The sequence below is a fragment of the Pseudoalteromonas sp. SG44-5 genome (assembly GCF_014164175.1).
GTDB lineage: Bacteria > Pseudomonadota > Gammaproteobacteria > Enterobacterales > Alteromonadaceae > Pseudoalteromonas > Pseudoalteromonas nigrifaciens.
Window position 1 is genome coordinate 138,673 of the sequence record NZ_JACJES010000004.1, and the last position, 25,819, is coordinate 164,491.

General features: G+C 40.8%; 22 protein-coding genes and 1 other RNA gene. 7 read left to right on the plus strand and 16 right to left on the minus strand.

Annotated features, from left to right (window positions below; genetic code table 11):
• Positions 1-6 precede the first annotated feature (6 nt).
• The 4 genes from H5079_RS07295 to H5079_RS07310 form a co-directional block, all read right to left on the minus strand.
• Positions 7-3,153 carry an efflux RND transporter permease subunit gene (locus H5079_RS07295; protein WP_182683817.1) on the minus strand — a complete coding sequence of 1,049 codons (3,147 nt, stop codon included), beginning with the start codon at positions 3,151-3,153 and terminating at the stop codon, positions 7-9.
• A gap of 8 nt (positions 3,154-3,161) precedes the next feature.
• Positions 3,162-4,409 (minus strand): efflux RND transporter periplasmic adaptor subunit, encoded by a 1,248-nt coding sequence (locus H5079_RS07300; RefSeq protein WP_182683818.1) that lies wholly within the window; start codon positions 4,407-4,409, stop codon positions 3,162-3,164.
• Entirely contained in the window at positions 4,406-5,671 is a 1,266-nt protein-coding gene (locus tag H5079_RS07305; RefSeq protein WP_041454652.1) for a TolC family protein, read from the minus strand. Before H5079_RS07305 ends, H5079_RS07300 begins: the two co-directional genes overlap by 4 nt.
• A gap of 165 nt (positions 5,672-5,836) precedes the next feature.
• A complete protein-coding gene (locus tag H5079_RS07310; protein ID WP_011327276.1) occupies positions 5,837-6,157 on the minus strand; it encodes a hypothetical protein in 321 nt (106 codons plus the stop codon).
• 97 nt (positions 6,158-6,254) lie between these two features.
• Here H5079_RS07310 and H5079_RS07315 point away from each other — a divergent pair, with 97 nt between their 5' ends.
• Positions 6,255-6,641, plus strand: coding sequence for a Cd(II)/Pb(II)-responsive transcriptional regulator (locus tag H5079_RS07315; RefSeq protein WP_011327275.1), 387 nt, complete (start codon positions 6,255-6,257; stop codon positions 6,639-6,641).
• Positions 6,642-6,700: 59 nt separating this feature from the next.
• On the opposite strand, the gene H5079_RS07320 is transcribed toward H5079_RS07315, so the two are convergent.
• Positions 6,701-7,846, minus strand: coding sequence for an iron-containing alcohol dehydrogenase (locus H5079_RS07320; RefSeq protein ID WP_182683819.1), 1,146 nt, complete (start codon positions 7,844-7,846; stop codon positions 6,701-6,703).
• Positions 7,847-8,030: 184 nt separating this feature from the next.
• Here H5079_RS07320 and H5079_RS07325 point away from each other — a divergent pair, with 184 nt between their 5' ends.
• Positions 8,031-8,915: an AraC family transcriptional regulator gene (locus tag H5079_RS07325; protein WP_041454651.1), complete on the plus strand. Its 885-nt coding sequence runs from the start codon at positions 8,031-8,033 to the stop codon at positions 8,913-8,915.
• Between the two features lie 8 nt (positions 8,916-8,923).
• Here H5079_RS07325 and H5079_RS07330 read toward each other — a convergent pair whose 3' ends face one another.
• The gene (locus tag H5079_RS07330; RefSeq protein WP_050754469.1) at positions 8,924-9,724 is read right to left on the minus strand and encodes a hypothetical protein; all 801 of its coding nucleotides are present in this window, start codon (positions 9,722-9,724) and stop codon (positions 8,924-8,926) included.
• Positions 9,725-10,036: 312 nt separating this feature from the next.
• Here H5079_RS07330 and H5079_RS07335 point away from each other — a divergent pair, with 312 nt between their 5' ends.
• Positions 10,037-11,140, plus strand: a complete 1,104-nt coding sequence (locus tag H5079_RS07335; RefSeq protein WP_182683820.1) for a polysaccharide lyase family 7 protein — start codon at positions 10,037-10,039, stop codon at positions 11,138-11,140.
• A 69-nt stretch (positions 11,141-11,209) separates the two neighbouring features.
• On the opposite strand, the gene H5079_RS07340 is transcribed toward H5079_RS07335, so the two are convergent.
• Positions 11,210-11,629: a VOC family protein gene (locus H5079_RS07340; RefSeq protein ID WP_011327270.1), complete on the minus strand. Its 420-nt coding sequence runs from the start codon at positions 11,627-11,629 to the stop codon at positions 11,210-11,212.
• A gap of 259 nt (positions 11,630-11,888) precedes the next feature.
• Between H5079_RS07340 and H5079_RS07345 the strand changes: the two genes are divergently transcribed.
• The gene (locus H5079_RS07345; RefSeq protein ID WP_182683821.1) at positions 11,889-12,254 is read left to right on the plus strand and encodes a hypothetical protein; all 366 of its coding nucleotides are present in this window, start codon (positions 11,889-11,891) and stop codon (positions 12,252-12,254) included.
• Entirely contained in the window at positions 12,254-12,649 is a 396-nt protein-coding gene (locus H5079_RS07350) for a hypothetical protein (RefSeq protein ID WP_011327268.1), read from the plus strand. Before H5079_RS07345 ends, H5079_RS07350 begins: the two co-directional genes overlap by 1 nt.
• Before the next feature lie 4 nt (positions 12,650-12,653).
• Here the strand turns inward: H5079_RS07350 and H5079_RS07355 are convergent, their stop codons facing one another.
• Positions 12,654-13,466 (minus strand): sterol desaturase family protein, encoded by an 813-nt coding sequence (locus tag H5079_RS07355; protein WP_086997331.1) that lies wholly within the window; start codon positions 13,464-13,466, stop codon positions 12,654-12,656.
• Entirely contained in the window at positions 13,463-13,906 is a 444-nt protein-coding gene (locus H5079_RS07360) for an SRPBCC family protein (RefSeq protein ID WP_089368931.1), read from the minus strand. Before H5079_RS07360 ends, H5079_RS07355 begins: the two co-directional genes overlap by 4 nt.
• Before the next feature lie 96 nt (positions 13,907-14,002).
• On the opposite strand from H5079_RS07360, the gene H5079_RS07365 reads away from it, so the two are divergent.
• The gene (locus H5079_RS07365; protein ID WP_179807619.1) at positions 14,003-15,013 is read left to right on the plus strand and encodes an AraC family transcriptional regulator; all 1,011 of its coding nucleotides are present in this window, start codon (positions 14,003-14,005) and stop codon (positions 15,011-15,013) included.
• Between the two features lie 93 nt (positions 15,014-15,106).
• Here the strand turns inward: H5079_RS07365 and H5079_RS07370 are convergent, their stop codons facing one another.
• The 4 genes from H5079_RS07370 to H5079_RS07385 are packed head-to-tail and all read right to left on the minus strand — an operon-like array spanning position 15,107 to position 19,390.
• Positions 15,107-16,273, minus strand: coding sequence for an FAD-dependent oxidoreductase (locus tag H5079_RS07370; protein WP_182683822.1), 1,167 nt, complete (start codon positions 16,271-16,273; stop codon positions 15,107-15,109).
• Complete coding sequence (gene ubiH, locus H5079_RS07375; RefSeq protein ID WP_089367785.1) at positions 16,270-17,460, minus strand: 2-octaprenyl-6-methoxyphenyl hydroxylase; 1,191 nt, start codon at positions 17,458-17,460, stop codon at positions 16,270-16,272. Before ubiH ends, H5079_RS07370 begins: the two co-directional genes overlap by 4 nt.
• A 15-nt stretch (positions 17,461-17,475) precedes the next feature.
• The gene (gene pepP, locus H5079_RS07380) at positions 17,476-18,798 is read right to left on the minus strand and encodes a Xaa-Pro aminopeptidase (RefSeq protein WP_182683823.1); all 1,323 of its coding nucleotides are present in this window, start codon (positions 18,796-18,798) and stop codon (positions 17,476-17,478) included.
• Positions 18,799-18,826: 28 nt separating this feature from the next.
• The gene (locus H5079_RS07385; RefSeq protein ID WP_182683824.1) at positions 18,827-19,390 is read right to left on the minus strand and encodes a UPF0149 family protein; all 564 of its coding nucleotides are present in this window, start codon (positions 19,388-19,390) and stop codon (positions 18,827-18,829) included.
• Positions 19,391-19,678: 288 nt separating this feature from the next.
• Here H5079_RS07385 and ssrS point away from each other — a divergent pair.
• Positions 19,679-19,860: non-coding RNA, 6S RNA (ssrS, locus tag H5079_RS07390), on the plus strand.
• A 138-nt stretch (positions 19,861-19,998) separates the two neighbouring features.
• Here the strand turns inward: ssrS and H5079_RS07395 are convergent.
• The 3 genes from H5079_RS07395 to H5079_RS07405 are packed head-to-tail and all read right to left on the minus strand — an operon-like array spanning position 19,999 to position 25,788.
• The gene (locus H5079_RS07395) at positions 19,999-23,082 is read right to left on the minus strand and encodes an efflux RND transporter permease subunit (RefSeq protein ID WP_011327260.1); all 3,084 of its coding nucleotides are present in this window, start codon (positions 23,080-23,082) and stop codon (positions 19,999-20,001) included.
• Positions 23,079-24,380, minus strand: a complete 1,302-nt coding sequence (locus H5079_RS07400) for an efflux RND transporter periplasmic adaptor subunit (RefSeq protein WP_089367784.1) — start codon at positions 24,378-24,380, stop codon at positions 23,079-23,081. The genes H5079_RS07395 and H5079_RS07400 overlap by 4 nt, the downstream gene beginning before the upstream one ends.
• Positions 24,370-25,788 (minus strand): efflux transporter outer membrane subunit, encoded by a 1,419-nt coding sequence (locus tag H5079_RS07405; RefSeq protein ID WP_086993246.1) that lies wholly within the window; start codon positions 25,786-25,788, stop codon positions 24,370-24,372. The genes H5079_RS07400 and H5079_RS07405 overlap by 11 nt, the downstream gene beginning before the upstream one ends.
• Positions 25,789-25,819 lie beyond the last annotated feature (31 nt).

A 25,819-nucleotide genomic window follows, 5' to 3' on the forward strand; every position in this document is an offset into this window, starting at 1 on the left:
GAGTACTTAAGCTAACTCAGCTTCTGCTTTTTTAGTAAATTTAGAATGCACTAACTTATAAAGCGCAGGCAATATTAATAGTGTTAGTAGAGTTGATGAAATAATTCCGCCAACCACAACCGTTGCTAAAGGTTTTTGCACCTCAGAACCCGTCCCCGAATTAAGCGCCATAGGTATAAAGCCTAAACTTGCCACCAGCGCCGTCATCAGTACTGGGCGCAGGCGCTGTAATGCGCCGCTGTGAATTGCATCAAACAAACTTAAACCATCGCTTCGTAACTGCTTAATAAACGACAGCATAACCACGCCGTTTAATACCGCTACACCACTTAAGGCTATAAAGCCAACACCCGCTGAGATTGAAAGCGGCATATCGCGCAGCAATAACGCAAGTACACCACCCGTTAATGCCAGTGGCACACCACTAAATATAATTAATGAATCACGAAGCGATCCAAAGGCGCTATAAAGTAAGCCAAATATAAGCAGTAAAGTGACCGGCACAACTAATGATAACCGCTTACTTGCCGATTGTAGCTGCTCAAACGTGCCGCCATATTCAAGCCAATAGCCACTTGGTAAGTTAAGTGATTCATTCATGCTCGCTTGCGCATCACTTACAAAGCTTGCTAAATCGCGCCCCTCTACATTGGCAGTTACCACTACGTTGCGCTTACCACTTTCGCGGTTTATTTGATTAGGCCCTTTTTCAATGCTGATTGTCGCTACTTCGCCAAGCGGTACAAATGCAAGTTCTGGGTTGCTATCTTTAGGTAAAGCAACTGGCAAACGGGCAAGTGCTGATACATCGCTCGACCAACGCCTATCAAGGCGCACTAATAACGAAAAGCGTTTATCGCCCTCAAAAATTAGCCCGGTTTGCACACCACCAACAGCGGCGGCAAGTGTTTGTTGAATGTCGTTTACACTTAAGCCTAATAACGCCATGTGGTCGCGCATTGGTGTTACCGAAAGCGTTGGCAACCCTTCCATTTGCTCCAAACGTACATCGGTAGCGCCTGCAATATTACGCATTAAGCCTGTGGCTTTTTCGCCAAACTCTTTAAGTACGCTTAAGTCGTCACCGTAAATACGCAGTGCTACATCGGCGCGCACACCAGCAATTAACTCGTTAAAGCGCATTTCTATTGGTTGTGTGAATTCGTAATTATTACCGGGTACATCGTTAACACGAGTACGAATTTGCTGAACCAACTCTTCTTTAGTGAGTGCTGGATTTGGCCATTGTTTTTGAGGTTTTAACATTAAAAAAGTATCGGCTACGTTTGGCGGCATAGGATCGCTTGCCACGTCAGCAGTACCAATTTTTGAAAAAACGTTAGCGACTTCGGGTTGCTTTAAAATGGCTTGTTCAAGCTCTTTTTGCATTTGTACCGATTGCTCAATACCGGTGCCAGTAATGCGCAGCGCATGCATAGCAATATCGCCCTCATCAAGCTGCGGTAAAAATTCTGCCCCCATATTTTTAACTTTAAAACCAAGCACTAATACTAATGCAGTGGCAATACCCACCATAAGCCACGGTAATTTAAGCGATATACCAAGTAATGGCTTATACACTTTTTTAACGCCGCGCATGACTGCGTTTTCGGTTTCATTAACCTTACCGCGAACAAATACCGCAATAGCAGCAGGTACAAAGGTAACGCCAAATATAAGCGCGCCTATTAATGCAGCAACTACAGTAAACGCCATTGGCTGAAACATTTTGCCTTCAACGCCGCTTAGTGCAAATAAAGGTAAGTAAACCAGCATAATAATAACAATACCAAATACAGCCGGTGTAAATACTTCTTTGGTGGCGGCGGTCACTACATTTAGACGCTCATTTAAGGTAAGTAGCCTGCCATGTTTATGCTGAGCTACACCGAGTTGGCGCAGGCAGTTTTCAACAACAATTACAGCGCCATCAACAATTAAACCAAAGTCGATTGCACCTAAGCTCATTAGGTTACCCGATACGCGATTACCCACCATACCTGTAACGGCAAACAACATACTCAACGGAATAACCATTGCCGTAATTAGCGCGCCCGTTACATTACCCAGCAGTAATAGCAAAACTACTATCACTAAAACGGCACCTTCAAATAAGTTGGTTTGCACAGTTGCTATGGTTTTATCAACAAGCGTAGTACGGTCGTAAACCGCTTCAACAATAACGCCAGCGGGTAAGCTTTTTTGCACATCAACTAACTTATCAGCCATAGCTTTTGCCACCACGCGGCTGTTTTCGCCAATGAGCATCATGGCGGTGCCGAGCACGGTTTCTTCGCCGTTATAAGTCGCCGCACCGGTTCTAAGCTCTTTACCTAAAAGCACGTTAGCCACATCTTTAATGCGTACAGGTGCGTCGTCGCGCTTAGCAACAACGGTATTGGCTATGTCTTCTAGCGTTTTAAGCTGCCCTGGCGAGCGTACTAAATATTGCCCATCAAAGCGCTCAATATAGCCTGCGCCTCGGTTACTGTTATTAACCTCAAGTGCACTAATCACATCGCTAATAGTAAGCTTATAGGCAATGAGTTTTTCGGGCACTGGCGCTACTTGGTATTGACGCTCAAAACCACCTTGGCTGTTTATTTCGGTTACGCCTTTTACTTTTAAAAGCTGCGGACGAATAACCCAATCTTGCAAAGTACGTAAGTCTTCTGCGTTATATGGCGTGCCATCGTCTTTTAACGTATTAGGCTCTGTATGCACAGAGTAAGTAAAAATTTCCCCTAGGCCGCTAGCAATTGGTCCTAAGTTTGGCTCAATATTGGCTGGCAAGTCTGAGCGAATACTTTGAATACGCTCACCTATTTGCTGGCGCGCCCAATAAATATCGGTGCCTTCATCAAAAATAACCGTTACTTGCGAAAGCCCATAACGCGAAAGCGAACGGGTATAATCAAGCTTAGGTATGCCCGCCATGGCGGTTTCTACCAAATAAGTAATGCGTTGCTCTACCTCTAATGGCGTAAACCCCTGCGCTTTGGTATTAATTTGCACTTGTACGTTAGTTATATCGGGTACTGCGTCTACCGCTAAATTTTGAATATTGTATACACCAAATCCAGCAAATAAAAATGTAAGCGCAAGCACCAGCATGCGGCGTTTAACCGCAAAAGAAACTATCCAATTAATCATGGTGCCTCCTAGTGAGCGTGGCTTGCGCCGCTTTTTAAAATATCGGCTTTAATTACATAACTATTGTCTGTTACGTATTCGCTACCCGCGTTTAAGCCTGTTAGTACTTCTACCCATTCGCTATTTTTTGCACCTAAGGTAACGGGGCGCACTTCAAATACATTATTTTTACGAACAAACACACTTGTTTGACCGTTAAACTCTTGAATAGCGTGTGGCTTTACACGCACGCTGGCATTTATTTTAGCCATACTTACATCGCTATTTATATGCATGCCTGGGCGCCAATGCCCGTCTGGGTTATTAAGCTCTATACGTGCACGGGCTATGTGCCCTCCAGTCATCATTGGGGCTATAAAAAACACTTTGCCTTGCGTATTTAAATGATGATGTAAGTCGTACACTTTAGCGCTTTGCCCTATGGCTAGCTTTTCAATGTTTTCGGGAAAAGCCGACAGCTCAACCCATACTTTATCAAGGTTAACTACTTGCATAAGTGCGCTGGTGCTTGCAAGCTCACCACGCTTTAAATATTGCTCAGTTACAACGCCACTAATAGGGCTTTTAATGGTGTAGTTTTGTAGTGTTTCGCGGTTAGTGATACTTACAAGCACCTCGCCTTTTTTAACGCTTTGGCCAATGCTTACAAAAATATCGCTGATCAATCCTGTATACGGCGCCATTACTTCTACTGTGCCGTGCTGGGTTGGCGCAATAACACCAAAAAGCGTGTCGGTAATATCTACCTCACCACTTTGCGCTATCTCAGTTTTAATACCTGCGCGCTCAATAGCTCGCTCTGTTAACGTGGTACGGCCTTCGTGTTGCTCGTACTCATAGCTAATACTCTCACCGTTATAATTAGCAGTAACGGCAAGTACAAATGAATGCGGTTCGTTAATTGATTGCGTGCTTACAAGGTAGTCGCCCTCAGCTGAAAACTGTATATTTTGCGGCGCTTCAACTAATCGTTTTAAACTCATTGTTATGTTTAAATCACTTATATTAATTGGCTTGCTTTGCTTGTAAGCGTATATACGCAGCTCAACATTACCGGCAAATTCTTGTAATTTAAGTTCAAGAGTTAACTTAGGATCAACTAATAAAAAACCACCGTGTGGACCTTGCTTTTGCTCGTGTTGTTCTGTTTCTTTATGACCTGACTCGCCATGCTCAGCAGAGGCAAATACATCTGTGCTTAACACGCTGCCAGCAAGTGAAAGTGATACTAATAATGCAATTATATTTTTATTCATGATTGGTAAGTCTCAATTAAAGATTGGCCAGTTAAACGCTCAAGAGTAAGTAGCACTTGGTACAGCTCTGCGTGGGTTGCAATGAGTGCGCGTTTAGAGTCAAAGTGTGCTTGCTGGGCATCGAGCAACTGCAACACCGAAATTTGCCCGCGTTGATAGCTGTTTAAGCTTTGCTCAATCAATGTTTGTGTCTGAGGAATTATTTGCTTATTTAATAACGTGGCTTGATTTGCTATCCCTTGATAATAAGCATACAGAGTACGTACTTGCTGGCGTAACTGAACTCGCAACTGCCCTTGCTGCTGGTTTAAAAGCGCAAGTTCACTTGCTGCTGCAGCAATATTACCGCTATTAGCATTACTGATTTGCAGTGGCATAGAAAACGAAAACAACAATGAGCTAGAGTCATTTTTTTGGTTGTAACGCACACCACCACCTACATTAATATCGCTTTGCCCATTGGCTTTTTGCAGCGCTAAGTTAGCCGTTTGCTGTATATATTGCTGCTGAAGTAAGGCAAATTCAGGTGCTAAATTTACCGCATCTAAAAGCGCTTGCTGTGACTTAAGCGGCGTGATGACGTTAATATTTCCCGCTAAAAAAGCACTACTTTGCTCATCAATCCAAAGCTCATTAAGTAATAAACGCGCGCGCTCAAACTCACTTGTTAGCTTTACTTGCTCAAGCTCTACTTGGCTAAGTGCATAACGCATACGACTTACATCGGCTTGCGATACAGCCCCGGCATTTGCTCTTTGCTCAATTGTTTTGAGCGCCTGTGTTACAACGCTTTTTCGCTCAACATTTAATGCTAATAAGGTTTGAAATTTAAGTGCGCTATAGTAACGCTCTGCGGTGGTAGCTAATAACGCTAAACGAGTATTTTGATACTGTATAGCCTGCGCTTTAATATTTGCAGTAGCAAAACCTACTCTACTTTGGCGTTTATCGCCCAGCTCAATAAGTTGGCTAAGCCCGAGCGTTATTTCAGCGCCTTTTACGCCACGCGCATCATTGGTGCCTAACACGTTTTCAACCGCAACACTAAGCACAGGGTTTGGCGAAAGTGTGGCTTGTGATTTAAGCGCGCTCAATATTTTTTGATGATAGGGGTAGCGTTTTAATATCGGATTTTGTTGCTCGGTATTACTCAGTGCTTGCTTAAGCGTGAGTATATTTTCACTGGCACTAACATTAGCCAGCGCATTAAATACCGGCAGCACGCAAAGTAGTGCCACCAGCATAATTGGTTTTTTATTCATATAGCTTGTCCGTTTTTTAACAAACAGGGTTAACTTACAAAATAATTTAAAATTAAAAATCGCAATGTAAATTTGTAAGCAACCTAAATATGCATATAACACAGCCTATATAGCGTCTAAACGCAGGCAGTAAAATGCACCATATTTTATTAAGGTAAATTAAAACTAGCTAAGTGAAATAGGAGGGCGCGACATAGGTGGATAAATTAATCCACAATAGCGTACAGGTAACGCGGGGTTACTCTGCTCAGGGCTGATTGAATGATTTACTGTACTGTAATAGCCACTATGACAATGTTGGTGGGCATGAATTTCGGCAGAGGCTTGAGCCTCATTTTGGCTACCATCGGCAGTTATATTACTTTGTAACTGCGCGCTGGTTATGTGATCCACGTCTTCTTGTAAATGATACGCAGCACCATCACAGCTAATAAAGCTGTGTACAAGTACTAAAAGTATCACTATTAAAAAACGCTTTGAATGCATTGTCTGCCTACAAACTCTAAAAAGAAGTCCCTTCTAAATACTTGAATATAAAAGGAGTCAGCAGCATAATAAACCTTCTAGTTACTGGAAGGTCAATATGCAAATCAAGCAACTTGCTCACTTAGTTAATATTAATGCAAAAACAATTCGCTATTACGAACAAATAAACCTTATTCCTGCTCCAAAAAGAGAGAGCAACGGCTATAGAACCTACACCCAAGCAGATACAGAGCGTCTTATTTTTATTCGACGCTGTCGCGATTTACAAATTCCAATAGACGATATTAAAACTCTACTTGTTGCGCAATCATACGGCGATAAATCGTGTGTTGAGGTTGACGATATTATCGAAAACCAATTAATTAAAGTACGAGCGGCACAAAAAGAACTTAAAAAGCTCGAGGTATCGCTTGCCAGCTTATTAACTAACTGCACCGCAAATACTATAAACGACTGCCAAATAATAAAAGAATTAAATAGTTAATACATATAAAAAAACCGCTAACCTGTAAGGCTAGCGGTTTTTATTAATAACACTTTAAATTAAGCGACTGCTTGTTCTAAAATTTCACGACTTTCTTTTAGCGTGATTGCTTGGTTTTCACCAAGGGTAAGCATGCCATGCGCTTCAAGTTTGCCAATAATATTGTCAATCGCTGCTGCTTTATCTTCACCATGTTCAGTAAGCTGCGTAGCTACATCAAGGCTATGGTAAAACGCTTCAATTGCTTGAATTGTTAGCTCTGCTAAATCGTCTGATTGTGCAAGGCCAAATACGTTTTTACCCATTTGCTCAAGTTTTGCTTTTTTAACTGCAAATTGATTGCGTAGTAAAGAAGGCTGAACTATTGCAAGCGAACGTGCATGGTCAACACCGTATGCAGCTGTAAGTTCGTGACCAATCATGTGGGTTGCCCAATCTTGCGATACGCCAGAACCAATCAAACCGTTTAATGCTTGATTCGCTGACCACATAAGATTTGCACGCCATGCGTCATCTTGGTTTTCAAAGTTATCGCCAAGTACTTTAAGTGCTTTAAGCAATGCTTCAGCGTAACCATCTTGTACTAATGCACCTTCAGGGAACGTTAAGTACTGCTCACAGGTATGCACCCATGCGTCTACTAAACCATTTACAAGTTGACGCTGTGGTAATGTTTTCATTACATCAGGGTCCATAATCGCAAATTTAGGTTGTACTGCTGGTGACATAAACGGGAGTTTTTGTTTTGTAGCAGCTTTGCTTACTACTGAGCCTTGGTTAGACTCTGAGCCAGTAGCTGGTAATGTAAGTACTGCACCAATTGGTAATGCGCTAGTTACTTTATGCTTACCAGTAGGAATATCCCAACCTTCGCCATCGTATACTGCTGAAGCTGCAATGTATTTAACGCCGTCAATTACTGAGCCGCCGCCAACACCTAGTACAAAGTCGATGTCTTGTTCTTTACAGATTTTTACTGCTTGATCTAGTACTTCAATTGTTGGGTTAGCGCCAACGCCCGAAAACTCTACCCAATCAAAACCTTCAAGTGCTGCTGCAACTTGGTCGTATACGCCGTTCTTTTTAATTGATCCGCCGCCGTACACAACTAGTACTTTTTGATCTTTTGCGATCAAATCAGTTAGTGAGGCTATTTGTTGTTGGCCAAATTGAATTAGTGTTGGATTTACGTAGCTAAATTTCATTATTTTATCCTAGGGTGACGATTAAATATGGTTCAACTTACTTAGTTACTAACTAAGTAAATTTTCAATGAGTGCATATTACTGGCAAAACAAACATAAAAAAAGCTCAATAACGCGCAAAAGCTTGCCTAAAACTATCAAGATTGTTATTTTACGTAAAAGTCAGCCATGTAAAGATGCTTTTATGTCCACCATTGCCAATATGTTGCAGCAGTACGCAGAACAAAATCAGTTACTCAGTTTTGAAGGCACGATGGAAACCATTATTACTGGGGTTTATTTTCATCGCGCCAGTAAAAGCTCGCCGCGACAGCCGCTTATTTATAACTCTGGGATTATTGTGGTCGGGCAAGGGCATAAAGTAATTCATTTTACAGATCATAAAATACAATATGGTGCGGGGGATTATTTAGTATTGGGCGTTCCTGTACCGCTAGAGTGCGAAGCCTTTACTGATGGCGACTTACCAGTGCTTGGGATTGCTGTTGATATTAACCCTGCGTTATTGCACAAACTCGTTAACCAAATGACTGAGCATAAACAATTTGCTCTGCCACCAACATGCGGGCAAATGAGTGGCGTGCAATCGGCTAAACTCGATAACGCGATGGAGCTGGTAACTAAGCGTTTATTAACCGTGTTAAATAACCCACTTGAAGCACAAGTATTTGGCGAAGATATAGTAAAAGAATTAGTATACCGTGTACTTTGCGGCCCCCAAGGACATACCTTGTTTGGCCTTGCTATGCACGACGGCCACTATGCACGTATAGCGCGCACACTGTCTATTATGCATAGTAATTATGCCAACCCCATCACAGTAGAAGGGTTAGCAGAGGACGTAAATATGAGCATTTCGTCGTTTCATCGCGCCTTTAAACAAGTGACTTTTGAGTCGCCGTTACAATATTTAAAAAAGCTGCGTTTAGCCAAAGCAAAAGCACTTATAACCGCCAGTGGCAGCAAAGCCAACGAAGCCGCATTAAAAGTAGGCTATACCAGCCCATCGCAATTTAGCCGAGAATTTAAACGCCACTTTAATAAAACACCAAAAGAAATGTTACTCTAAGCAAACCGCTAAAGCTGCGTTTTAGCGGTATTAAAAGCAACCGGATTAACGTATTTACGGTTTATAAAATGGCTAAAAATAAGCGTAAACAACACCGAGCTAATAGTTGCCACTGTATAAACTTGCCAAATTAAAATATCGTATTTTAATAGCAATGCAATGGCGGCAAAAAATATACACCCACCTAATGAGCCAATAATACCGCCGTTTAGTATTTTAAACGCTGAGTCTTTTTTATCACTGATATACGCTATGCTGCCCATTACCGCTAAAATAACCGGAAAAGTAGAAAGCAACCCACTCCATGCCGAGCCAATATGCTCAGAAATAAAGGTAACCAACATAATAAAACTAGTTACTAACACTATTTTTATTGGCAGCTCCCATTTTGAATTTAAAGGCTTTGCATCTATCGCTACTTTTAATTTTGTAGTAGCAAAAGTTAAAGCCAATAAAGTACTAATAGAGAACAAGCACGCTACAAAAATATTAACCGGTAAAAATAATGTCAGTATGCTAAATAAACACCACACACTCAGCGCTATTAACAACGACTTTGCTAAGCCACACTTATACGAAACCGCCATATACACAAAGCAAAATAAACCAATACCACTCATGCCATATAAAGCGCCCACCGCTGAGTTAGCTGCAAACAGTTTTCCTTGCTCTATAGCAATAAAATATGAAATAGGCCCAGAGGTGATTGGCAGGCCAGGAATAATACCGCTTATAAAACTACCAAACTTTTTTTGCGCGTAAGAAATAAAGAGCAGTAATAGCGGGGCAACCATTAATTTAACTAACATGACTAATAATAAAAGATGAGTAATGGCGCAAATTCTACTCACTTAGTTAATACAGTCAATCAATATTGAGTTGAATTTAAATCATCTCATCAGGGCGTATTTATCTTTTTATGACTAATTTATAGCTACTTTTTAATAACTTAAAATTATTTACTCAATTGAGAATGAATTGGCATTACAATTAAGCAGCTAAAAATCAAAGGTTGCAATAATTGGTAATATAATAATTGCACTTTGGTATGTTAAGTTGGTTTTAAATACGTTACAGTCATGTGCAACAATGTAAATATTTAACTTTATACTGAGGTACTAATGAATAAAAATAACATTACACATCTTATTAAGCCCGGCGCTTTAATTGCCCTCACTACCTCTTTGGTTATTGGTTGTGTTAGCCAACAACCAAAAAGCAATGAGCAACAAGCTAACCCATTAGTACCCGCCTCTAAATTTGATTTATCTCATTGGAAAATTAATGTACCGGTTGATTTAGATAACGACGGTAAAATTGATGAAATAGATGTTAAAAAAATTCAGACTTACTCACATCCTGATTTTTTCTATCTGGATGATAAAGGTTACATGGTATTCACCTCGCCAAACAAAGCACTCACCAGTGCCAATTCTACCAATACACGCAGTGAATTTAGGCAAATGCTCCGCGGAGCAAATACCAAAATAAAAACCAAAAGTCCTAAAAACAATTTTGCTCTTGCTGTACACCCACTATCGGATCGATTTGGCTCTATTGGTGGCAAAATGGAAGCAACGCTAAAAGTAGATCATGTTGCATTACGTGCTACTGATCCAAGTAAAAATGCGGCCTACTCTGTTGTTGTGGGGCAAATTCACGCAGGTAAAGATCAGGCGCTTATTGACACTAAGCTTGGTTATGGCTGGGGCAACGAGCCACTAAAAATATATTATAAAAAGTGGCCTGGACATAAAACGGGATCGGTTTTTTGGAACTACGAGCGTAACCTACCAAAAACAGATCCTAACCGTACTGATATAGCTTATCCTGTTTGGGGTAACACATGGGAAAACCCTAACGAGCCAGGCAATGCTGGTATCGCATTAGGTGAAGAGTTTAGTTACACAGTAAATGTGTATAAAAATGTGATGCACCTAACATTTAGCACAGCAGGCAAAAACGATGTTAGCTACTCTATTAACTTAGGTAATAACGTAGATGCGTATGGCAACGTAGACGAAAAAGATCACCCGCATGGGTATGCGGCTGATTGGCACTACTTTAAAGCAGGCGCGTATAACCAATGTAGTACCAAAAATGCTAAAGGCATTTGGTATCCGGGCTGTTTAGGTACGGGCGACTGGGCTACAGATAAACAAAACGGTGACTATGCACAAGTGAGCTTTAGTAAACTTGTATTAAGCCCCGCTAGCCCACAATAAAGGTAACTAAATTATTACTGCCCCGCTTGTTTGCCTTATTTAATAAAGTAAACAAGCGAGCGCGTACAATCAACTTTTCTTAAATAAAACCTCGGGGTTAACCATAGTTTTCATTTCGAGTACGTTACCGTTAGGATCTTCTATAAAAAATGTTTCTTGTTCAAACTCATCACCTATAAAACGACGATATGGCTTATCTAAATACTCCAAGCCCGCGCTTTCAATACGTTGCTTTAACGCATTAAATTCGTTTTCAGATAAATGAATGCCAAAATGTGGTACGGCAACTGCGCCCATATCAACATCATGACGAACTGTAGGTAGGCGCTCAACACTTTGGTGCAGTGTTAACTCGTTACCCCAAAAATCAATATCTATCCAGCGTCCTTGCTCGCTATTTCCGGTTTTACAGCCAAGCACATCGCAATAAAAAGTTTTAGCTATATTTAAATCACCAGCCGGAATAGCCAGATGTAAACAGTTAGACATAAATTACCCTTGATAATAGCTTTTAATAAATTAAACAGTCAGCATTATACATGCTTTGTAATTTATAGAACATTAACGAGTATATTTTAGCATTTACAGCCCTTACAACTATTAGGCTAATAAAATGATTAAATTCTGACACCTACTATTTTTGGCAATTAGCTATTATTAGTTATGCTATAAAATTCTAGCTTTGAGCTATCAAACATAAAAGTGTTACTTTATTATACGCACGCTATAAGGTACTAATTTGCGCGCTATGATTAAATTTTTATTATTAAAGTCCATCACATTTTTTGCCGGCTGTATGTCGTGCTTTGTAATGCATACAACATTTGCATTACCACTTGTTATATCTGCAGCATTAACCGGGCTAGCTGGCTCGTTTATTCCTTTTCCTAAGCTTTATCAAAACCACCCTTATGCGGCCATATATGCAGGTAGCTTTGCCGGTATGTGCTCAACTAGCTTAATTACTAGCTACTGGGAAGTGGCGATAATCTCAATTATTGGCGCAACGCTATACACCCTTACCTTAAATGCATTTGCTGGTTTTGGTGGCCGATTAGGCAGCGTAGCCTTTGCAAGTGTTGCTTTGTATTCTTTAGCTAAAGGCTTAGTGTAATGAGTATTGAATATTCTATATTAGCTTTGATAGGCGCTTTTTTAACATTTTATTTAGCCAAGCATAGTCGTTTTGATGGTATTAGAGCTTCTGCGGCCTTATCTATAGTTACTTACTTAATTTTTTACTGGCTTAACCTTGATCCTGAGTTATACAGCGTTGTGTTTTTTGGTGGTACTTTTATAGGTATGAGCGCCCCACACCGCTTTGGCATATATACGCTTGCCAGCTCCGCTGTTATATTTTCGTTATTATTTGAGTACTTAGTACCCATACTCGACGGCTACGGCGGTGCTTTAGGTGTGAGTGCATTTTTGTCGGTATGTATTTGTCACTTATTCATTATATTAGGTGCACCACGCAGTAAAAACATTTCTTTTCGACGTGTTAAATAAGCAGTTAATTGGAACTTGTAGGGTAACCAAATATCACTTTTAGCTTTGCCGTTACCCCTTTTGCTTTAAATGCACTTTTTACTAAATAAGCCCATTGATGAAAAGTTATGGTCAGTGGGTTGTTACTATTTAACTGCCCCACAATACCGTACTTACACGGTTTATCGGCTTTTTCCTCGGCGTAAGTGCCAAATAACTTATCCCAAATAATGAGTACACCGGCAAAATTTTTATCTAAGTAGCCGGGGTTAATAGCATGATGTACTCGATGATGCGATGGGGTGTTAAATACCTTTTCAAACCAGCCTAGTGTACTTACCGTTTGGGTATGCACAAAAAACTGATAGGCCAAATTAAGCGCCACTACGGTAAATACACTCAGCGGATCAAAGCCGATTAATATCATTGGCAACCAAAATAACCACATACCCGCAAGCGGATACATTAAGCTTTGCCTAAATGCGGTTGAAAAGTTCATTTTAGTTGAACTGTGATGCACCACATGGGCAGCCCATAACCAATGAATATGGTGCGACGCTTTATGAAACCAATAATACAAAAAGTCTTGTAGTAAAAATGCGCCAAATATCGTCAGCACCGACAGTTCAATATCAAATAACCTATATTGATGCAGCCAATAAAAAAATGGCATTAGCACAATTAAAGCAATTGCATCGGCGCCTTGGTGCATAAGCGCCAGTGCTGTATTCGCCAAGCTGTCTTTTATGTCGTAATAACGCCGATATTTAATAAATTCATAACTTACAAAAATAATAAATACAGGACTAAGGGCAAGTAAAATTATTTCTATGCTCATGATATGTTGCCCTTAAAGTTGGCTTTTAGTTTATTAAGCGCTTGTGCTATATCTTTTTTAATAAAAAATTTAATCACTAGGCTTGGCAGCCACCACGGTGTTTTACAGCGTATGTTATAGGTAACTTCGGTGCTTGTTGGGGCATTGTCACTAACGCAAAAATAAATATCGCCACGATGCTCTGCAACTGGTTTATTACCTATTATTTGATAACTAATATGATTGCTATCGGCGCTAATTATACGCTCTTCAAAGCGAACTCCTGCCATTATAACTTGCCTAATAGCACCTTTACCGCCAATAATTTCGCCTTCATTTTGCTTTTTTAATAGGACAAATTTAGCATTAAAAAAACGTTCTAATTGCGCATGATCAAGCAAAGCGTCTCTGACTTGTAGAGGCGTTGCTGCAATCTTTTGTTTTAAGGTTATTTGTATCATTTTTATATAATAAGTATTTTCATAATGCCCTACCATATAAAATTTTTTCGTGGCAAACTTGCTGTTACACGACCATTTTTTAGCTTTAGGCGACAAATGAGCACACTTGCCGATCATTATTTTTCAAGCTGTATTGATTACCTTGAAACACTTGGACTTAATAGCCAAGCTGTTTTGTCGGCTATTAACTTTAATGAATACAGTAATAAGCAAGCTCAGCAACTCGCGCCACGCATTAGCTTAAACAGTTACAACGCACTGCTAAATTATGCTCAGCAAACTCTAAACGAGCCTTTGTTTGGCTTTAAGCTTGGTCAGCAAATTCGAACTGCCGACTTTGGCATATTGGGTTACTTAATTGAATCGAGTAATAACTTAGCCAGCGCTATTACCGCACTGCTTAACTACGACAGTTTAGTTGCAGATATTGGTAGAGCAGAGTTTGAACAGCAAGGTGAGTTGGCAATTATTCGTTGGCTACCTAATGCTAACTGTAGCCCACAGGTTATTTTACGTAATATGACCGCTTGGGTAAGTGTTATTCGACAACTATTAAATCCACAGCTATCGCCCAGTACTATTTATTTTACCCAAGCTTTTACCAGCAATGAAAAAACAGTACTCACACACTGGTTTAACTGCCCCGTTAAAACTAACGCACAGTATAACCAAGTGGTATTTCCGAGCAGTTATTTAGCACTGCCATTTAAAACCGACAATACGCAAATTAATTTAGTGCTTAAACAGGTTTCTGAGCAGCAACTTTCACGCTTTAAAAGCCAGCAGCTACTAACCGAAAAAATTAGCCAGTTATTTATAGCTAAAAATGACTTAATCGACTGCAGTTTAATACGCACAGCAGGCGCGCTAAACATGACCCCGCGCACCTTGCAACGCCATTTAAAGCGCGAACAAATATCGTTTGCCGACTTACTTGAGCAAGAGCGTAAAAGGCGCGTAATACTGTGCATTGGCAAAGAGCCATTAAGTAACATAGCAATTAAACTTGGCTTTAACGACCAAAGTTCATTTAATCGTGCTTTTAAACGCTGGTATAACTGCACTCCACTGCAATATCTAAAAACACTACCTAAAAACATTGGCTAAAAATCAAACGTTACTTAACTCTTTAATTCAACATAGGTAATAAAAAGCCGCGGTTAAATTTAACCACGGCTTTTTATTCGCTTACTAATACGCTTACTTTCCTATCGCTTCTTTAGCAAACAAATGCTTTATTGGGCCTAAGTTATCAACCATTGAAAGCCCAACTCCACGAATTAGTTTTTTAATTGGGTTAGCACCGGCAAATAACTCTTTTAAAGAGTACATCATGGCAATGTGTTTTTGCGCATCGAGTTTACGGGTGCGCTCGTAATCACGTAAAGTACGCGTGCTGGCAAATTCTTTATTATCACTTGTTAGTAACTCAATTAAATAAGCGGCATCTTTTAGGCCTAGGTTCATCCCCAAGCCTGCAAGCGGATGAATCGTATGTGCAGCATCGCCAATTAATACGACTTTACCTGCAACCCATTGCTGGGCATAACGCATTTTAAGTGGAAATGCAGCGCGTACACTTTGCACTTCACACAAACCACATTGGCCATCTATTGCCGCCATAATGGCTTTGTTAAACTGGTTGTCGTCCATTGCTAATAGCTCTTCACAATGCGTTGGGTTTGTAGACCACACAATTGAATGGGTGTTGGCATCGCTCAACGGTAAAAATGCTAATGGCCCGCTTGGTAAAAACACTTGGCGTGCGGTATTGGCGTGTGGGTCTTGGGTTTTAACTGTAGCCACCAATGCATGGTGGTCGTAGTCTTTAAAGCTCAGCGCCATATTAAACTGCTTTCGAATTGCCGAATTTGCACCATCGGCGGCCACCAGCAGCTTTGCAATGATTGGCTCACCACTTTTTAAAGTAACAAATACATCCGATTCGCTTTGGTGTATTTGCTGATAACAAGTGTCGAACATCAGCGTAGCATTTGGCTGCTGCTCCAGCTCCTTTACAAGCGCGTAGCAAATAATATCGTTTTCAACTATATGACCTAAATGATCAAGCTCTAGTTGCTCACTATTAAAAGCTATTTTGCCAAAGCTGTCTGCATCGCGCACATCCATATGGGTATAGGCACTAGCACGCAAAGCAACTATGTGTGGCCATACGTTTAATTGTTCAAGCAAGGTTTGACTCGCAATACTCAACGCACTTACGCGCATGCCATACTCGTCTGTTGGCGGTGTTTGCTTTGGCGCAGCGTCAAGCACGACTACGCTTATACCTGCTTTTGCCAACCCAAGCGCTAAGGTAAGCCCTACACTGCCACCACCTACAATACATACCTGTACTTGTTTCATAAACCTTGACCTTGTTTAACTTGCCCCATTAACTGCTTAGCCAATGGCGCTTTTAAAGAGGGGAATAAATCCATCGAAAACAACCCAATACTACGGCCAAGTGCCAGTATGCGTGATGAATTTGAAAAAAGCCTTACTAAACCATCTGTTAGAGTCATCACGTTATTTATATCAGCGCTGCGCTGCTGTGCATACTCGCGAGTAAATGCATAACTGCCTAAGTCATTTGGGCTCTGGGCAATTAAGTTACTAAGTACTTGTACATCTCGCAGGCCTAGATTAAACCCTTGCCCTGCAATGGGATGAATTGCATGCGCAGCATTACCTATTACTACCGTGCGGTGCGCAATAAGCGATTCTACTTGCCCATACACTAAGGGGTAATTAGCACGCATACCCACTTTAGTAAATTGACCACCGCGATAACCAAAGGCACTTTGTAGTGCGCTTATAAAGTCGTCTTCACTTTGTGCCATGTGCTGCTCAACGTGCTGTTGCTGCATACACCACACCAGTGAATAGCGGTTGTTGCTCATAGGTAATAGCGCCATGGGGCCATGTTGCGTAAATCGCTCAAAAGCATGGTTATTATGCCCACCAGCTACTTCTATATTGGCAATAATAGCCCCTTGCTCATAAGCTTGAGTGTTAAACTTAAGTCCAAATAAGCTACGAGTTGGCGACTGTGCACCGTCGGCAATAACTAACAGCTTGGCGGCTATTTGCTCGCCACTTTGCAAAGTAACTATATTATTATGTAATTGCTGCTCAATGGCACTTACGCTATCAGGGCAATATAAACTGATATTTATTTGAGCGTTTAATAATTGATGTAACGAGCGGCCAAACGGGTTTACTTCAACCACATAACCAAGGGCATCTTTAGCAAACTCTTCACAGTTAATATCTGCTTTACCAAAATGGTGACGATCAGACACACTTACTTTTTTAATTGCTGTAGCGTACGGTGAATTTAACGCAAATAAATTTAAGCCTTGCAAGTACTCTACCGACTGCTGAGCAAGTGCTATGCTTCTATCATCAAAGCTCGGGTGATAGTCATTACTTACTTCATTCGCCTCAACAACAGCAATACTAAGCGCGGGATTTATTTTAGCCACGCTTAACGCACAGCTAGCACCGGCTAAACCGCCACCAATAACAACAACATCAAACTGCTTAGGCACTTTTTTCTCCTAGTCTTATGCGCTTTTATTGCTTTGCATAAGTGCTTCTATATCGCTTATGGTTTTTGGCGCACTTAGGGTGAGGTTTTCATAACCACTTGGGGTTACTAATAAGTTATCTTCAATGCGAATACCAATACCTCGGTATTTTTGCGGTGCATTTGAATCTTCGCTGATATAAAGCCCAGGCTCAATGGTTAAAACCATGCCCGCAGCAAATGCGCGTTCGCTATTATTTTGTTTGTAGTCGCCTACATCATGTACGTCTAGGCCTAACCAATGCCCCAAACCATGCATGTAATATTCTTTACAGGCTTGCTTTGCCATTAACTCATTAAAGTTGCCAGTTAAAATACCCAAATCTAGTAGACCTTGGGTCATTACTGCCATTGCTAAAGCATTAGCATGCGACATATAACCGCCGGGTTTAATTTCTGCAAACGCCACTTCTTGCGCTTTAAGAACAATATTATATAACGCGGCTTGCTCGGGGCTAAATTTACCATTCACTGGAAATGTACGTGTAATATCAGCAGCGTAGCCTTGTAGCTCGCAACCTGAATCTATTAACACTAGATCGCCACTTTTAAGGGCGTCGCTGTTTTGGGTGTAATGTAAAATATTAGCATTGTCGCCACTGCCTACAATAGTGCCATACGCTGGGTGCCGCGCACCATGCATTGCATAATGATGATGTAGCTCTGCTTCTAATTGATACTCGGTTGCACCGCTATGGGCAAAACACATTGCCCTAACATGGCCTTGTGCGCTAATTTCGCAGCCTGCGCGCATAATGTTTATTTCACTTGGTGATTTAAATAAACGCATTTCGTGAATTAACAAACGAATATCTTTAATGGTACTTGGCGCTGTGTCACCTTTTTTAGGGGCGCTGCGCAGAGTATTAAGCAAAGAGAAAACACGCCCATCAAAAGCCGAATATGCACCTTGCGCATAATATAAAACCGCTTTGCCATTGAGCAAATTAAATAACTGTTCACTCAACTCACTTAATCCATGGGTTGCATCAAACAAATATTCGTTTTTTGCTTTTTCAAAGCCTATTCTACGGCCATGCCATACTTCGGCTAGTTTATCTTTATTAAGGCAAAATAATGTACTGGGGGTGTCGCTATTTGGAGCAAGTACAAGTACGGCATCGGGCTCATTAAAACCAGTTAAGTAAAAAAAGTCACTGTCTTGTCTAAATGCATAGTGAGTGTCGCGGCTGCGCGTAACTTCGCTCGCCGCAGGTATAATTGCCACACTGTTACTATCCATTTTTGCAAGCAGACACTCACGACGTGCTTTAAACTCTGACTTTTGTATTTCAACCATGTGCAACAAACCCGTTTAACTTAAACTATTAATGAAGTGTTTTTTTAGTGCTAGCAGCACTTTGATCTTTACCTAACTCTGCAAAGCAAAGTAATGCCGACACACGCACATACTCAATCACTTCATGTAGTGCTTGGCTGTCTTCTTCAGTTTCTTCAAAGGTAGTATCAAGGCGAGTAATTTCGCTAAAATCGGTAATAACTTCTTTTACATCGGCTGATAATTTACCGTAATCTTTTTGCTTTAAACCAAAGCCAAGCATAAAACCTGCAACCCAAGAAACCAAACCATTAGCCTGATCTATAAGTGTTTCATCGTCGCTGGGTAAAAACAAATCAAACGCAAACTCTTCATCATTAAAACTAGCAACGACCTGCTTATAAATGCTGCCAAAAAACTGTTTTAAATTATTACTAAACGAATCACCATCGTTAAACACATCGCTTAACAGCCCTAGGTATTCTTTGTCGTCAATCGTTAACCCACAAGCTAATAAACCACTAATTACACCGTGCGCTTCGGCCGGTGATACAAATATTTCGTTTTTTTCTAATAATAATTGGGCTTCTTCGTAATCTGGTAAATCGCTCATTGTTATATCTTCATTTTGCTAGTTAAGGCAATGCTACCACTCGATAAAAAGCAACTCCAATAAATTCTATAATCAAACCGCTTAAGGGGCACTATTAAACACTTTAATAGTGGCAGCTCTTTATTGCTGCGGTATGCTTTATTAAGCCCAATATATAAAAAACATATTTATGGTTAAAAAGCACACTCATAAGTAAATAACTAGTAACAAGAGCATAATAACCACGCAAACAAAATAATATTTTACTTTTGGGGTTTAAGCTTTCGATTATGTCTTATATACTGGATTTGTTCCCTGGGGTGCTGGAGCTTGGTTAAGTCCCTGAGCCGATAAATTTTATACCAGGGTTTCTGTTCGTATACTATTGTGCAAGCTCGGCATGTACCGAGAAGCCTACGGTAAACCGCAGATTCCCGCCCTGAAACCTCAAGGTTTCAGGACTGACACCAACACCACACTTTGGGGAACACCTTCTTATTTTTATAATCCCTCTTATTATTTATTTGTCTTTTTTGTTATAACTTTCTAAATTATTTTTATAATCTTTGGCAAAAAAAAGCTGCAAGTAATTCCTTACTTACAGCTAAATTCTAAATGCTTACACTTATTTACTTAAACCAACCCTGAAAACGCTCCATGAGCATATAATTTACCGGTACTAGCAATAAAGTAATGAAGGTGGCGAATATAATTCCAAAGCCTAAGCTCACAGCCATAGGAATTAAAAATTGCGCTTGAGTCGCTTTTTCAAATAATAACGGCATTAATCCTATAAAAGTGGTTAAGCTAGTTAGCATAACTGGGCGAAAACGTGACGCGCCGGCAAGTTTAACTACCTCAATTAATTCAATCCCTTCTGTGCGTTTTTTATTAATATAGTCAACTAATACCAGCGAGTCATTAACCACTACGCCAATTAATGCTAGCATGCCAAGCAAGCTCATAATGGTTAATTCCATTCCCATGATCCAATGCCCTACTACAGCGCCTATCATGCCAAAGGGTATAACACTCATTACTATTAATGGCTGTAAATACGATTTAAACGGTATCGCTAATAGCGCATAAATAATAAAAAATACAAATACTAACGCCCAAGCAAGTGAACCAAACGACTCTCTTTGCTCTTTTGCTTCTCCTTCTAATGCATAATCAACTCCTGGGTATTGCTGCATTAGCTCATCCAAATACTGGGATAAATCAGCTTGGAGTATGGTCATGTTAGTGTTGCTTTTTTCTATATCGGCGGTCACATTTAAAGTACGGTAACGATCGATTCGATTGATAGTAGACGGGCTTTGCCCTGTAATTAAAATAGCCACATGCGATAAAGGCACTGAGCCACCGGCAGGTGTGTTTATGAGTATATTTTGCAAGTCGGCTACCGAGCGTCTTTCATCAATAGGCAAACGTACCATTACGCGCACATCGTCTCGCCCACGTTGGATCCTTTGTACTTGCGAGCCAAAAAACGAGTTACGCACTTGCCCTGCTACATTCACTCTATTTAAACCCAGCGCTAAGCCTTGCTCTGTAAGCTCTATTTGTAACTCTTCTTTACCATCAGACATACTATCGGCAATATCGAATACAGTTGGGTAGGTCGATAAACGCGTTTTAATATGATCTGCCACGTCTTGTAAAACCTTTAACGATGTACCGCTAAGCTGCACATCTATTGGATCTGAACTACGACCTATTTCGGCTCTAAAGGTGAGACTTTCAGCGCCGGGAATAACGCCAATTAATTCGCGCCATTCACTGGCAAGCTCGCGTGAGCCTATATCTGAATCACGTTTTTCAGCTGGGGTAATTTCAAAGCGTACTGCGCCTGAGTTAGATACTCCGCCGCGCCCGCCCGTTGTTGCTAAAATATTTAAAATAACGCTCTCCCCCGTATCAGGGTCACGGTATTTTTCTTGTAATTGCTGCGCCTTTTGCGACATATCAATCACGTACTTATTAGTTACTTCAAACGGCGTGCCAGCAGGCAGGGTTAAGTTTACCCGTACGGTTTCGCTGGGAATACGTGGAAAAAATACAAACTTAGTCCAACCACTGGTGATCATAGTTAAAATAATTAAAAACACGCCAACAAATAAGCTCACCGTTGCCAGTTTATGGCGCAGAGCTAAATTAAGAATAGGTTGATAATATTTTAAAATCGCACTTTCAAAGCCATCAGCAAAACGTTGCTGTAGCAGATCAAACTTTGATTGCTTACCTTTTTGGTGACGTAGCTTTATATATTTTAAATGTGCAGGTAAAACAAATTTAGATTCAATTAAAGAAAACAATAATACCGGAATAACCACCACCGGAATTTGTGCAAATAATGCCCCGCGTGCACCTTCAATAAAGGCTAATGGCAAAAAGGCCGCTACCGTGGTTAATACACCAAAAGTCACTGGCGTTGCTACTTCTTGGGTACCTAATATGGCAGCTTGTTCGCCCGATTCGGCTGTTTTTAAATGGGTGTAAACGTTCTCTCCGGTGACTATGGCATCATCAACCACAATACCGAGTACTAAAATAAAACCAAACAAGCTCATTACATTAAGCGTTACGCCAAAAATAGGCATAGCAATAAATGCCCCCATGAACGACACCGGAATACCAATAAACACCCAAAATGCGATAGCTGGGCGTAAAAATAAGGTTAGCAGTGCCAGCACTAAAATACCGCCTTGCAAGGCGTTAGTGGTGAGTGTGGCAATACGGCTTTTAACTAGCTCTGAGTCGTCATCCCAATAACTTAATGCAAAACCTTGCGGCAATGAAGGTTGCTGGGCATTTATATAAGCTTTTACTTCATCGGCAACAGTAATTGCACTTTGTGGGCCTATTCGGTATACGTCGATAAAAGCGGCTTGTTTTCCGTTAAAACGTGTACGCACTGGGGTTTCTTCAAAGCCGTCATTAATTGTGGCTATATCACCTAAGCGAATAATAGTACCGTCGCTTTGGTTTTTAACCACTATGCTGGCAAATTCATCTTTTCGGTATGCTTGTCCTTTTGAGCTAATAAGTACATCGCCACCTTGGGTTTTTAAGTTACCCGCAGAAATGTCTGAGCTTGAGTTAGCAACCGCATTAGAAATTTGCGCCAGTGTTAAGTCATATTGGCGCAATGTATCTTGGCTTACTTCAATAGCCAGTTCGTAGTCGCGCACGCCACTTAACTCAACCTGCGTTACACTGGGTAAACGTAATATTTGATCGCGTACTTGCTCTGCATACTCGCGAGTTTCTTTTTCGCCATAATCACTAGATACAGTTACCGCTATAACCTCTCGTTTTCGCTCAGCTAGAGCAACGATGGGTTTTTCAGCATCCCCAGGAAAGGTATTAATAGCATCAACACGGCTTTTTATATCAGCGAGCAACTCTCGAGGATCGTAGCCGCTTTCCACTTCAACAGTGACAGAGCCCGAACCTTCAGATGAGCGGCTAAATATTTGCTTTATACCCTCTAAATCTTGTACAGACTCCTCTATACGTATAGTGACACCTTGCTCAACATCCTCTGGCGTCGCGCCACGTAAACTAACCTGAATGCTGATCATATCGGTTTCAAACGAAGGAAATACTTCGATCGGTATTTTCGTCGATAAACTAAACAGCCCAGACAGCAACAAAGTTACTAACAATAAATTGGCAGCAACATGGTTTTTGGTAAACCAAGCAATCATGGCTTATCTCCTTGCTTTGCTGCGCGACGTTTTTTTACTAGCTCTGCAACACTAATGCCTTGCTCTTTTGCTTGTTGTGCTAATTGCTCTGCTGTTGGGCGTTGCTTCATACTTTGTGGTTTAGTCGCTTTATTATCTTCGCCTAAAATATTCACTTGTGTACCCGAACTAACTTGCCCCAGTGGCGTAATAACAAGTTTATCACCTGCTTTTAAGCCGGTTTTTATCATTGCAAAAGCGGCATTTTGCCATGCAAGCGTTATATCTTTACGCTTTAATACTCCCTGCTCAACAATATAAACGTAAGACCCCTGATAAATAGTGCTATTTGCAATAATAAGTGCATCAGAAACTGTTTTTCCGGTGATCTGCGCTTTAACGTATTGCCCTATTTTTATTGGGTATTGATTACTTTGTGTTGCTTTATAAGGGTCATTAATTTTAGCAACCACGTAGAGTTGCTGTGCACTTTCATCAATAGCACCTTCGGTACGCGCCAACTGCCCTTGCCATGTTTGCTCACCAACTAAATCAGAGCTAAATTTAATCACGGATCCGGCCTGGTTTTTAGCACCGTCGCGGTACTGCTCAGGTAAATTAATAAAAGGTAGGTCTTTGTTTTTTATTGGCAACCGAATCTCTACGCTGTCTATTGCGTAAATAGTAGCGAGCTGAGTATTGTTGCTAACAACTTGGCCTAAATCTACATTACGACTAAGTACTCGTCCTGCAAAAGGCGCTATTATTTGGGTACGTTCTAAGTTTAACTTGGCTTTTTCAAGTGTTGCTTGCGCCGATAATACTTGTGCTTGTGCTGCAGCTAATTGTGGCTCACGTAGCACCAAGCTACTTGCAGGTTTATCATTACCTAAACGCTGCCAATCTGTAATAGCCTGCTGCCCGCGGGCTTGTTCTTCTAAAAGGCCTTGCTTTGCTGTTAATAAGTTAGCCTGTGCCGATTTAACCTCTGCTTGATAGTCTCTATCGTCGAGTTGGATTAGTACCGCACCTTTTTTAAAAAAACCACCTTCTCTAAAGTCATCGCTTATATTTATAATTAAACCCGATGCTTGAGCAACTAATAAGCTTTGTGTACGTGGTTTTACTGTGCCGTAGCTGTCTACCATCACTTGATAGTTTTGCGGCTGCAACATTTGAACTGCTACATTAATTGATGCTTTTGGTGGTGCACCAAAGCGATTAGCTTCTGGCGGGTTACCTTTAATAAACATGACGATTAAAATAGTGGCAATAATAACCGCGATTGGAATAATAATTTTTGCTGTTTTAGTTTTCATTGCTATTACTCTGTAGTTCGGTTGAAGTGTTTGCAAAATCGCCACCAAGGGCAAGGTGTAAATTAACTCGGTTTGCTATCAATTGATTTTTAATACTAATTAAGGAGCTTTGAGCATCGAACGAGCGTCCTTGTGCATCAAGCACTGTAGTGTAGCTAACCAAGCCACTTTGATATTGCTCAAACGATAATTGCTCGGCAGCAAGGGCATTTTCTTGTGCTTCTAGCGTGCTTGTATATTGCGCTTTAAGTGATTGCTGTAGCGTAATCGCATTTTCTACGTCGCTAAAAGCATCGTAAAGTGTTTGTAAATACTGCTGCTCTTGTTTTTGGCTATTTAAACGCGCAATTTCTTCATTCGCTTTTAACCGGCCGCCATTAAAAATAGGCGCTGAAATACTGCCAAGTAATGACCATGCTAGGCTAGATGGCGAAAACAAATCACTTACTCTATCAGTAGTATCACTTAAACTTGCCGTTAAATTTAAACTTGGAAAACGTTGCTTATGGGCATAAGCCAAGTTTGCATCACTTGCTAAAAGCTGATACCAATTTGCACGTAATGTTGGCTTTCGGGTAATTAACTCTGAGGGTAAACCTAGTGGAATGTCAGTATTGATAACTGGTAGGTCATTATTTGCCGAGATAATTCCTTTCGGATAATCTCCCAATAAACGCTCAAGTACTCTTGCTGTAGTTAATAAGCTAGCTTGCTGAGTAGCAATACGTGAACGCTCATTATTTAGCTCGTTGCGAGCTAAATAAACATCGAGAGCTTCGTTTAATCCTTGACGATAACCTGACTCTATAATATCAAGATTTTGCAAAGCATTGGCTTCACGGCGCTTATATAAATCAAGTAATTGCTTTGCGGTTACTACATCAAACCAGCCCTTTACTACATCGGCAACTAGCTGTTGTTTGGCTTGTTCAAAGCGCGCCTGTTGCGCTAAGTAGTTTAAATTAGCTTGGCGATTAGAATCTGACAGCTTGCCCCATAAATCAACTTCGTAACCTAAATTCAAGCTCACTGAACTTGCATTATTATAACTAATTGGGCGGTTATTTTTACTGCGGCTAGTACGCGCAGATAAGTCCAGAGTTGGCCACAACGCAGCGCCCGACACAATTAACTGCTGCTTTTGGATCGCTACATCGTAACTACTTTGTAAAAGCTGCTGGTTATTTTTAAGTGCCTGCTCCACAAGCTTATTCAGCTGTGGATTTTGTAATTGTGTAAGCCATTGCTGCTGTACGTGTAATACCGGCGCAGAGGTTTTTTGTTGCCATTGCTGCGGTACATTGTTAGGTGCTTGTTCGCGCTGCTGTGAATTTATATTGCTCGCACAGCCGCTGAGCAGCACAATACTGAGTGCCAATAAAGTTGGCTGGTATTGTTGCCAAATCATAATTAAACCTGAATTACTGCTATTTATAATG